Raw genomic sequence first — 9,228 nt, forward strand, 5'->3', positions numbered from 1 at the left:
GCTCGCGCCCGCGGCCACGCGCCGCGCCGTCGCGGTTGGCCCAGCCTGCGCCCGAGTCGGACAGGAGACCCGCCGCCGGGACGGGCACATCGGACGAACCGGCGTGTATTGGTTCCACGCGATGTCCTCCAACCCGCGCCGGCGCCGTCGACTCCTGGGGGCGCTCCAGCGAGAAGTACGGATGCCGCGGCGTATCGGATGAGTACTATCGTGAATTACTCTCCGTTATTTTTCTGCGGGCTGAGTAGGCCCCGCCGGGTGGCGACCGCGACCGCCTCCAGCTGGCTGTGCGCACCGAGTTTGCCCAGCACCGCCTTCACGTAGCCGCGGCAGGTGTGGACGCTGATGCCGAGCCGCCGGGCGATGGCCCGCGGGTCGAGCCCGGAGCCCATCAGGACCAGCACCTCGCGCTCGCGCGCGGTCAGCCCGCCGGCCCGCGGCCCGACCACCGGCGAGGTGCTGCGCAGCAGCCGCGCCAGGATGTCGGTGGAGACCGTCATGCCGCCGCCGTGCGCGGTGTGCACCGCGTTAAGCACGTCGCCGAGCGGGCCGTTCTTCGACAGGAACCCCGACGCGCCGGCCGCCGTCGCCCGGCCGACCAGGGCGGACTCGTTGTTAGCGGTCAGCACCACGAACCGGGTGTCCGGCTGGCGGTGCCGCAGCAGTTCCGCGATCGCGATCCCGTCCGCGTCCGGAAGGTCCGGATCGAGCAGTACCACGTTGGGCCGCAGCTCCTGCACGAGCCGGATGGCCTGCTCGCCGGTGCGCGCATGACCGATGTACCGCAGCTCCGGCTGCCCGGCCAGCGCCACGCCGAGCAGCTCGGCGAATGTCTGATGCCCATCAACCACGAGCACCGTGATCGCCTCGCCCACCATTCGCGCCTCCTGATCCGCCAGCGCTGGAAGTCTATGTGTCTCTCAGCCGAAGCCAAGGCGTACCAACAGTCGGACAGCACACACGAGCCAAGCCGATCGGGCGGTACGCCCGCCGTCCGGATGAGGCCGAGCGGCCGCCATAACTCGTATCTTCGGTGGACAGGACCCCTCGCTTTCGGGGTGCGGAACGACGCGGCGGCCGCTTGTCGCGCGGCCGAGTCCGGGACAGGGTCTTACGCCATGTACGAAATCCAGCTCTTCGGTCGACTCGAGGTCCGCACCCGCGGTGTGCGCCTGACGGGTCAGGACTTCGGTGGCGAGAAGCCTCGACAGATCCTGGCACTTCTCGCGCTCCGTGGCGAGACGAACGGCGCGGAGTTGGCGGAACTGCTCTGGTCCGGCGAGCCGCCGGCCGGCCACCGGACCACGGTGGACGGTTACGTGTCCCTTTTGCGGCATCGGCTCGACCCGGCGGGCGACACCAGTGACTCCGCGATCACCAGCCGCAACGGCGGCTACGCGCTCGTCGACGAGCGGGTGCGGGTGGACGTGGCTCGCTTCGACGAGCTGGTCGCGGCGGCCTCGGGCCGCACGGCGGGGCGGGCGCTGCGGCCGCTGACCGCCGCCGCCCACCTGGCCGGGCGGCCGCTACTGGAGGACGTCGAGCACCCGGAGTGGGCGGCCGAGGCCCGCGAGCGCTACCGGACCCGCCTGGTGGCGACGCTGCTCGACGCGGGCGGGCTCGCCCTGGCGGCCGGCGAGCCGAGCACGGCGCTGGAGCTGGCGGGCCGGGCGGTGGGCATCGACCCGATCGCGGAGCGCGGCTGGACGATCACGATGGCGGCGCACCGCTCGCTCGGCGACCGGGTGGCGGCGCTGCGGGCATACGACCTCTGCCGCCGGCGGCTGGCCGAGGGCCTGGGCGTCGAGCCGTCCGCGGAGACCCGCGCCCTGTTCCTGGAGCTGCTGCGCTACGACGGCTCGGACGCCGCCGTGGACGGCGCGGTGGCGGCGATCCTGGCCGCGGCCGGCGAGACACACCAGCCCGGCTCCGTCACCGACCTGCTACGCCGAGCCACGGAACTCGCCGCCCGGCCGCAGTGACGTCGCGGACCGAAGCGCCCGGGCCGCGGTGACGTGACGCGGGTCAAATAGCAGGCGCCCACGGCGGAAACCGCGAAGAATCGCCGCGTGCACACGACGCTGCTGCCCGTACCCCTGGCTCCGGAGATCTCGCTGCACCTGGCCGACGGCAAGGTGGGTCTCTTCGACGAGAACGGCGGCGCGTTCAGCAGCGACGTGCCGCCGCCGTTCTGGCTGTTCGTCTGGGCCGGCGGCCAGGCGCTGGCCCGATACGTCCTGGATCACCCCGAGATCGTGCGGGGCCGGACCGTGCTCGACATCGCCACCGGCTCGGGCGTCGCGGCGATCGCCGCGGCCCGGGCGGGCGCGGCCCGCGTCACGGCGCTGGACGTCGATCCGCGGGCGGCGCGGGCGGCCGCCCGGAACGCGGCGGCGAACGACGCGGCCGTCGACACCCGGGTCGCGGACGTCGCACAGGCGGACTCGGCCGCGGAGGTGATCCTGGCCGGCGACGTCTTCTACACCCGCGGCGTCGCCGACCGGATGGCGACGCGACTGCGCCGGGCGGGCCGCGAGGGCGCCCGGGTCCTGGTCGGCGACCCCGGCCGGGGGTTCTTCCCGGAGCGGCTGTTCGACCGGGTCGCGGAGTACGTCGTGCCGGTGCCGGCCGCGCTGGAGGAGACCGAGTCGCTGGTCACCGGCGTCTGGGAGCTGCGGGCCCGAGCCTGACCGGAAATGCTTTCACCAACCAACAAGCTGTAGGCTGCAGGCATCTCGACGGGAGGTGCGCGTGACGAAATCGGACGACGGTGATTCCACCGGACGGCTCGCCGACGAGATTGTGCGATTCGCCCGGCTCGGCACCCGCGCCAAAGGCATGCTCAACGCGGGAGACCTCGGTGCCGAGTTCTCCGCGCTCATGCTGCTCCTCCCGATGCTGCACCTGGGGCCGATGCGGGTCACCGACCTCGCCGAGGTGAAGGGCGCCGACCCCTCGACGGTCAGCCGGCAGGCGGCGCAGCTGGTCAAGGCCGGCCTCGCCCGCCGCGAGGCCGACCCGGCCGACGGCCGGGTCTCGCGACTCGCCGTCACCGAGGCGGGCCACGCGGCCTGCCAACGGCTGCGCGAGGCGCGGCACGCGCTGCTCAGCGAGGCGCTGAGCGGCTGGCCGGCCGAGCGCGTGACCGCGTTCGCCGACCTGTTCGCAGAATTCAACAGCTCCGTCGCGGCGCTCCTGCGCAGCGACCCGGCCGTATCAGCACGGGAGAACGCGTGAGTGACTCCGGCACCACCGCATCGGCGGCGGACGGATCGGCGGCGGGCGCACCAGGCGCCGGCACGCCGTCGGTGGAATTCACCCACCGGCAGATCCTGACCATCCTGACCGGCCTGATGATGGGCATGTTCCTCGCCGCCCTCGATCAGACGATCATGGCAACGGCGACCAAGACCATCGCGGACGACCTCAACGGCTTCAACCTGCAGGCCTGGGCGACCACGGCGTTCCTGATCACGTCGACGATCTCGACCCCGCTGTACGGCAAGCTGTCCGACATCTACGGCCGGCGGCCGTTCTTCCTGTTCGCGATCGCGGTCTTCATCGTCGGCTCGATCCTCTGCGGCCTCGCGCAGAGCATGTACGGCCTGGCCGCCTTCCGCGCGATCCAGGGCATCGGCGCCGGCGGCCTGATGTCGCTGGCCCTGGCGATCATCGGTGACATCGTGCCGCCCCGCGAGCGCGCCAAGTACCAGGGCTACTTCCTGGCCGTCTTCGGCACCGCGAGCGTCGTCGGCCCGATCCTGGGCGGCTTCTTCGCCGGCGCCGACACGATCCTGGGCGTCGACGGCTGGCGCTGGGTCTTCTACATCAACGTGCCGATCGGCGCCGCGGCGATGATCGTCGTGGCCCGGGTGCTGCACCTGCCGCACATCCGCACCCCGCACCGCATCGACTGGCCCGGCGCGCTCTTCCTCATCGTCGGCCTGGTGCCGCTGCTGACCGTCGCCGAGCAGGGCCGCACCTGGCACTGGGACTCGCCGAAGGCCATCCTCTGCTACGTGATCGGCGCGCTCGGCCTGGTCGCCTTCGTCTTCGCCGAGCGGGCGTACAAGGACGAGGCGATGCTGCCGCTGCGGCTGTTCAACAACCGCACGGTCGCCGTCGGCGCCACCTCGAGCACCATCCTGGGCATCGCGATGTTCGGCGGCCTGATGACCGTCCCGCTGTACCTGCAGATCGTGAAGGGCGCCTCGCCGACCGTCGCCGGCCTGCAGATGATCCCGTTCGTGGCCGGCATCATGGCCGGCTCGATCACCGCCGGCCAGCTGATCGCCCGGACCGGCCGCTACCGGATCTTCCCGATCATCGGCAGCGTGCTGATGGCGGTCGCGCTGGCCCTGTTCGCGCTGATCGACGCGGACACCCCGCTGTGGCGCACCATGCTGATCATGGTGCTGATGGGCCTCGGCCTGGGCGGCAACATGCAGCCGATGATCACCGCGGTGCAGAACGCGGTGTCGCCGCGGGAGATCGGCGTCGCGACCAGCACGGTCACCTTCTTCCGGTCGATGGGCGGCACGCTGGGCACCGCGATCTTCCTGTCGGTGCTCTTCAACGTGCTGCCGGGAAACATCAACGACGAGCTGACGGCGGCGCGGGAGACGCCCGCGTACCAGCAGGCGGCAGCGGACCCGGCGCAGCAGCAGATCCTCCAGCAGGCGCAGGGCGACGGCCTGAGCGACACGTCGTTCATCGGCCGGCTGTCCGACGTCATGGCGCACCCGTTCAAGGCCGGCTTCGCCGACAGCTTCCAGGTGGTCTACCTGATGGCGCTGGCCATCATGCTGATCGGCCTGATCGTCGTGCTCTTCCTGCCGGAGATCCCGCTCGCCCAGCGGTCGGCGCAGCAGCAGCGCGCCGACGACGCCGCGGCCGCGGCCGCCTGCAACGGCGTGCCGGGCGAGGTCGGCGCCGGCCCCAACGCGGAGATCAAAAGCTCTTATTGACGACGGACCCACGACCATCGGGTACGGGCGCAGCACGCGCTCGTACCCTTTGTCGTATGGCAGTCGTGAAGATCAACGCAATCGAGGTGCCCGAGGGCGCCGGCCCGGAGCTGGAGCAGCGGTTCGCCGCGCGCCAGGGCGCGGTGGAGAACGCCGAGGGCTTCCTCGGCTTCGAACTGCTGCGCCCGGTCGGCGGCGAGACCCGGTACTTCGTGTACACCCGCTGGGAGACCGAGGAGCACTTCCAGGCCTGGTCCGCGGGATCGGGCCGCGCGGCACACGCCGGCGAGCGCGCCCGCCCCGTCGCCTCGGGCGCCAGCCTGCTGGAGTTCGAGGTGGTCCAGCGCGTGTCGAAGTAGTTCGTCAGCCCTCCGCGTTGCGGGCGGCCGCCGCGATCAGCCGCTCGGCGACCGCCCGGCGGTCCATGCCGAGGCGCTGCGCGGTCTCCCGCAGCACGTCGTAGGCCTCCTGCACGCCGCATCCGCGCTGCGCGATGATCACGCCGGCCGCCCGGTCGACGGTGGCGCCCTCGCTCAGCCCCTCGCGCCGGCGCAGCTCGCCGAGCAGCACCTCGGCCTGGTTGACCACCGCCATGGTGGTCAGCAGCAGGTCAGGGGCGATCCCGCCCGGCTGACCGACGAAGAGGCTCAGCGAGCCGACCGAGGTGCGCTGCACGTCGAGCGGGAACGACACGACGCCGCACACCCCCTCGGCGCGGGCGCACTCGGCGAGCTCGGGCCAGCGCGGGTCGGACTGCAGCTCGCCCGCGGTGACCAGCACGCGGTTGCGGGCGGCCTCGAGGCCCGGGCCGTTCCCGGTGTCGTACTGCCGGTCGTCCAGGGCCTTCGCCCGGGCGCTGGAGGCGGCCAGCATGAGCGGGCCGCCCTCGCCGATCAGCGCCACCGAGCAGCGCAGCACGCCGGGGACGGCGGCGGCCACGAAGGCGGCGAGGCGGTCCAGTGCCTGCGGCACGTCGTCGGCGCCGAGGATGCGGACGGAGAGCTCGTGCAGCAGCCCGGCGAGCTCCACCGGATGCGGTCCGGCGGACAGGCCGTCGCCCGGCCGGACCACCGGGACGAGATCGACGACGGGGGTCTCGGGCACCACCAGCTCGCCGGTCACGGCCCCGGCCGCCGACCCGGACTTCGCGGGCAGGGGTACGCGACCACGACTCACGGCGCGGGTCTGGCCGACAGGATTTCCCGGGGTGCCGGAGGCCGGCGGAACGCGATGCGAGGCGAGCCGCCCGGAGCTCCGTTGCGGGGCTGACATTTGCCCGATATTGCCATGCGCATCGGCGAACACGAAAGTCGTGTCCACTACCGAGTGCCCATCGGGGCGGTACGGTCCGCCCTCCCGCGGCGCACCGGGAGCGGATCCGAGCCGCTCGCCGCGGCCGCGCGAGGGCGGACGCGGGGCGCCCCGGCGGCGGCTTCCCGGCGTCGCGGCGGCGCGCTGATCGGCATGGTCGTGGGCCATGGAGATCAACTACCCGAAATCCGGCCGTACCGAACCCCGCGCGGAAAACAAATGCGCCGCCCCCGGAACCCAGGAGCGGCGCAGATGAAGATGTCGGTGCGCAGGTCGCCTCTCGGCGAAAGGCTCAACGCGGCTCCAGCCGAACGGTATTCCGCGAAGGCAAAGGGTGAGGCCCGGGGACACTGATCGCACCGACATCCAACCCAACCGTCGGCGGGGTGCGGTGATTCCGGTAGCCGTTGTGACCCAGACCACACCCGCGACGACTCCCTCAGAAGTCCTGGGTGAGCCGGGACGGATCGATCTCACGGCCGGGATGCCGGGCCAGGTACTCGGTCTCGAGCTCGGCCGTGCGCCGCAGATGCGTCGCCAGCGCCGCCTCAGGTGCGTGCCGCAGCGCGTCGAGCCGGGTCCGGTGCAGGCTGGCCAGCTCCCGCAGCAGGTCGTCGTCCGCCAGGCCCGCGGGATCGATGCCGGTCTCGAAGACGACGGGCGCGTCGTCGTCGGGGCCGAGCCGGGTGTCCGTCATGACGCCACCTGCCTTGATTCGCGGAACGTGCCTACGCAACCCGGTTGCCCGATCATCATGCCGCCAAACCCGCGCCGGTACGCTGAGCGACATGAGGAGGCTGTGGACCCCCGCGTGGATCGCGCGCCACGCCCTCGCCCTGGTGCTCGTCGCCGGATTCCTGGGCCTGGGCTGGTGGCAGTTCAGCCGGGCCACCGGCGGCAACGCGATCAGCTGGGGCTACACCTTCGAATGGCCGGTGTTCGCCGCGTTCGTCGTCTTCCTGTGGTTCCGCGAGGTCCAGCAGGAGCGCCGCGCGGGCCGCGCGGCGGCGCAGGACGCGCCGGAGCCGAAGCCGGACGCGCAGGGCGAGCAGCCGGTCACGGTGCGCCGCCCGGTCCGGGTTCCGGTGGCCGGGGCGGCACCCGCCGACGACGACCCCGAGCTGGCGGCGTACAACGAGTACCTGAGCTGGCTGGCCGCACACCCCGGTGCCCGGCCCGGCGACTATCCCGGACGCCGCACCAAGACCAGTTGAACCAAAGGACGTGGATCGTGCAGGGAGCCCTCACCCGCTACCGGATCATCGCCTGGATCGTCGGCGTGGTCCTGATCGTGCTCGTCGTGATCGGCATGCCGCTGAAGTACATCGGCGACGACGACACGGTGGTCGCCGCCGTCGGGCCGTTCCACGGCTTCCTGTACATGCTCTACCTGGCCGCCACGTTCGACCTGAGCCGCCGCGTGGGGTGGCCGCTGCGGCGGATGCTGCTCGTGATGCTGGCCGGCACGGTCCCGTTCTTCTCGTTCTGGGCCGAACGGGTCGTCACGCACAAGTGGGCCGTCGAGGGTGTTGAAGCCCCACCGGTCATGGCAGAGTAGGTAAAAGTCACTCTGCGAATCGGCCTTGTCGCCGCCCGCTATCCGGATCATTCCGATGTTTGTGATCATTGGCGCAAGTCACTCTTCTGGCTCTTGTGTTAATGCCGCGCGCCGATAAGTTAATGCGGTTGGTCCGGTCCGCAGCCACTCCCCTCGGTGGCGCCGGCCAGCGCCGTCGAATCCTCGTCGGCGGAAATGGGACGGCCCCGATCCCCCAGGGTCACCGCTTCCGCCACGACGAACCGGGGAACCACCGAGCAGCATCGGGGTGAATCCGCGCAAGCGGTAGGGCCTTCTTCCCGCCCGAATCCGTCAGCTAACCCGGTAGGCGGCCAAGCGGAAGAAAGGCCACGTACCGTTGCCACACGCCCGAACCAGGCTCCGCGCGCTGGCGGTCGCCGTCCTGGCGATCGCGATCACCGGCACCTCCGCGACCGCGGCTCACGCGGAACCGTCGAAGGCCGAGCTGACCAAGAAGATCGACAAGGCGTCCGACCAGCTCGAGGACGTCGTCGAGTCGTACAACAAGATGAAGATCAGCCTGAAGAAGACCAAGGCTGACGAGAAGCAGCTCATCGCGTCGCTCGGGCCCGCCAAGGTGGCCCTGGTGACGGCGAACGCGCAGATGAAGTCCATCGCGTCGTCGGCCTACAAGATCGGCAACGTCGGCACGATGAACGTCATGCTCGAAGGCAGCGACGACCTCATCGCCCGGATGAGCATCCTCGAGCAGATCTCCCGTAGCCGCAGCCGGGACGTCGCGAAGTACACCGACGCGACGCAGAACTTCACCGAGCGGCAGACGGCCCTCAAGGCGACCCAGGACAAGCAGGCCGCCGAGTTGAAGGAGCTGTCGGACCGCCAGAAGAAGATCGAGGGCGACCTCAAGAAGCTCTACGCGATGCGCACCGCCGCGTTCGGCTCGGCGACCGAGTCCGGCAGCAGGTACACGGGACCCATCCCGAACATCGCGGGCTCGGCCGGCAAGGCGGTGACGTTCGCCTTCAACGCCATCGGCGTGATGTACGACTACGGCGCCGACGGCCCGAACGGCTACGACTGCTCCGGCCTGACCTCCGCCGCCTGGCGGGCGGCCGGCAAGTCGCTGCCGCACAACGCCGCGGCGCAGTACAGCGCGACCGCCAGGATCAGCAAGTCCGACCTCAAGGCGGGCGACCTGGTCTTCTACCGCAGCAACGGCCACGTCGGCATCTACGTCGGCGGCGGCCAGATCATCGACGCCTCCCGAGCGGGCCAGCCCGTGAAGAAGCGGTCGATCAACATCATGACCCCGAACGGCTACGGCCGGGTCACCTGAGCGGGTCAGGAACAGCGAAAGGCCGGCGCCCCCTCGGGGGTGCCGGCCTTCTTCGTGATCGTGGGCTGGTGTCG

Annotated in this window: 11 protein-coding genes and 1 riboswitch; of the genes, 8 read left to right on the forward strand and 3 right to left on the reverse strand. The window is 71.3% G+C overall.

From position 1 onward, the window contains the following. Positions 1–215: 215 nt before the first annotated feature. Complete coding sequence (locus ACIBSW_RS31335) at positions 216–878, reverse strand: response regulator transcription factor (protein ID WP_354719626.1); 663 nt, start codon at positions 876–878, stop codon at positions 216–218. Between the two features lie 240 nt (positions 879–1,118). On the opposite strand from ACIBSW_RS31335, the gene ACIBSW_RS31340 reads away from it, so the two are divergent. The 5 genes from ACIBSW_RS31340 to ACIBSW_RS31360 all read left to right on the forward strand — a co-directional run bounded on the left by ACIBSW_RS31340 (position 1,119) and on the right by ACIBSW_RS31360 (position 5,326). After that, positions 1,119–1,982 (forward strand): BTAD domain-containing putative transcriptional regulator, encoded by an 864-nt coding sequence (locus tag ACIBSW_RS31340; protein WP_354719624.1) that lies wholly within the window; start codon positions 1,119–1,121, stop codon positions 1,980–1,982. Between the two features lie 87 nt (positions 1,983–2,069). Beyond that, positions 2,070–2,690 (forward strand): 50S ribosomal protein L11 methyltransferase, encoded by a 621-nt coding sequence (locus ACIBSW_RS31345; protein ID WP_354719622.1) that lies wholly within the window; start codon positions 2,070–2,072, stop codon positions 2,688–2,690. A 61-nt stretch (positions 2,691–2,751) separates the two neighbouring features. Beyond that, positions 2,752–3,237, forward strand: coding sequence for a MarR family transcriptional regulator (locus tag ACIBSW_RS31350; protein WP_354719620.1), 486 nt, complete (start codon positions 2,752–2,754; stop codon positions 3,235–3,237). Beyond that, on the forward strand, positions 3,234–4,967 hold the full coding sequence (locus ACIBSW_RS31355; RefSeq protein WP_354719619.1) for an MDR family MFS transporter: 1,734 nt from the start codon (positions 3,234–3,236) through the stop codon (positions 4,965–4,967). Before ACIBSW_RS31350 ends, ACIBSW_RS31355 begins: the two co-directional genes overlap by 4 nt. Before the next feature lie 56 nt (positions 4,968–5,023). Next, the gene (locus tag ACIBSW_RS31360) at positions 5,024–5,326 is read left to right on the forward strand and encodes an antibiotic biosynthesis monooxygenase (protein ID WP_354719617.1); all 303 of its coding nucleotides are present in this window, start codon (positions 5,024–5,026) and stop codon (positions 5,324–5,326) included. A gap of 4 nt (positions 5,327–5,330) precedes the next feature. Here ACIBSW_RS31360 and ACIBSW_RS31365 read toward each other — a convergent pair whose 3' ends face one another. Together ACIBSW_RS31365 and ACIBSW_RS31370 are read right to left on the reverse strand one after the other, a co-directional pair. Next, positions 5,331–6,143, reverse strand: a complete 813-nt coding sequence (locus tag ACIBSW_RS31365) for an ANTAR domain-containing protein (RefSeq protein WP_354719615.1) — start codon at positions 6,141–6,143, stop codon at positions 5,331–5,333. A 574-nt stretch (positions 6,144–6,717) separates the two neighbouring features. Then, positions 6,718–6,975, reverse strand: coding sequence for a DUF6158 family protein (locus ACIBSW_RS31370; RefSeq protein ID WP_354719613.1), 258 nt, complete (start codon positions 6,973–6,975; stop codon positions 6,718–6,720). A gap of 91 nt (positions 6,976–7,066) precedes the next feature. Here ACIBSW_RS31370 and ACIBSW_RS31375 point away from each other — a divergent pair, with 91 nt between their 5' ends. From ACIBSW_RS31375 to ACIBSW_RS31385, 3 genes are all read left to right on the forward strand, one after another. Further along, a complete protein-coding gene (locus ACIBSW_RS31375) occupies positions 7,067–7,492 on the forward strand; it encodes a hypothetical protein (RefSeq protein WP_354719612.1) in 426 nt (141 codons plus the stop codon). Positions 7,493–7,509: 17 nt separating this feature from the next. Beyond that, complete coding sequence (locus ACIBSW_RS31380; protein WP_354719610.1) at positions 7,510–7,836, forward strand: DUF3817 domain-containing protein; 327 nt, start codon at positions 7,510–7,512, stop codon at positions 7,834–7,836. Positions 7,837–8,056: 220 nt separating this feature from the next. Then, a riboswitch (cyclic di-AMP (ydaO/yuaA leader) is annotated at positions 8,057–8,182 on the forward strand. 12 nt (positions 8,183–8,194) lie between these two features. Next, positions 8,195–9,154 carry an NlpC/P60 family protein gene (locus tag ACIBSW_RS31385; protein WP_354719608.1) on the forward strand — a complete coding sequence of 320 codons (960 nt, stop codon included), beginning with the start codon at positions 8,195–8,197 and terminating at the stop codon, positions 9,152–9,154. Positions 9,155–9,228 lie beyond the last annotated feature (74 nt).

Source organism: Actinoplanes sp. NPDC049668, from assembly GCF_044465445.1.
Lineage (GTDB): Bacteria > Actinomycetota > Actinomycetes > Mycobacteriales > Micromonosporaceae > Actinoplanes.

Excerpts from the sequence above, each read along its gene's own strand:
- ACIBSW_RS31335 (WP_354719626.1), bottom strand. The coding sequence starts at position 878 with ATGGTGGGCGAGGCGATCACGGTGCTCGTGGTTGATGGGCATCAGACA.
- ACIBSW_RS31340 (WP_354719624.1), top strand. The coding sequence starts at position 1,119 with ATGTACGAAATCCAGCTCTTCGGTCGACTCGAGGTCCGCACCCGCGGT.
- ACIBSW_RS31360 (WP_354719617.1), top strand. The coding sequence starts at position 5,024 with ATGGCAGTCGTGAAGATCAACGCAATCGAGGTGCCCGAGGGCGCCGGC.
- ACIBSW_RS31370 (WP_354719613.1), bottom strand. The coding sequence starts at position 6,975 with ATGACGGACACCCGGCTCGGCCCCGACGACGACGCGCCCGTCGTCTTC.
- ACIBSW_RS31375 (WP_354719612.1), top strand. The coding sequence starts at position 7,067 with ATGAGGAGGCTGTGGACCCCCGCGTGGATCGCGCGCCACGCCCTCGCC.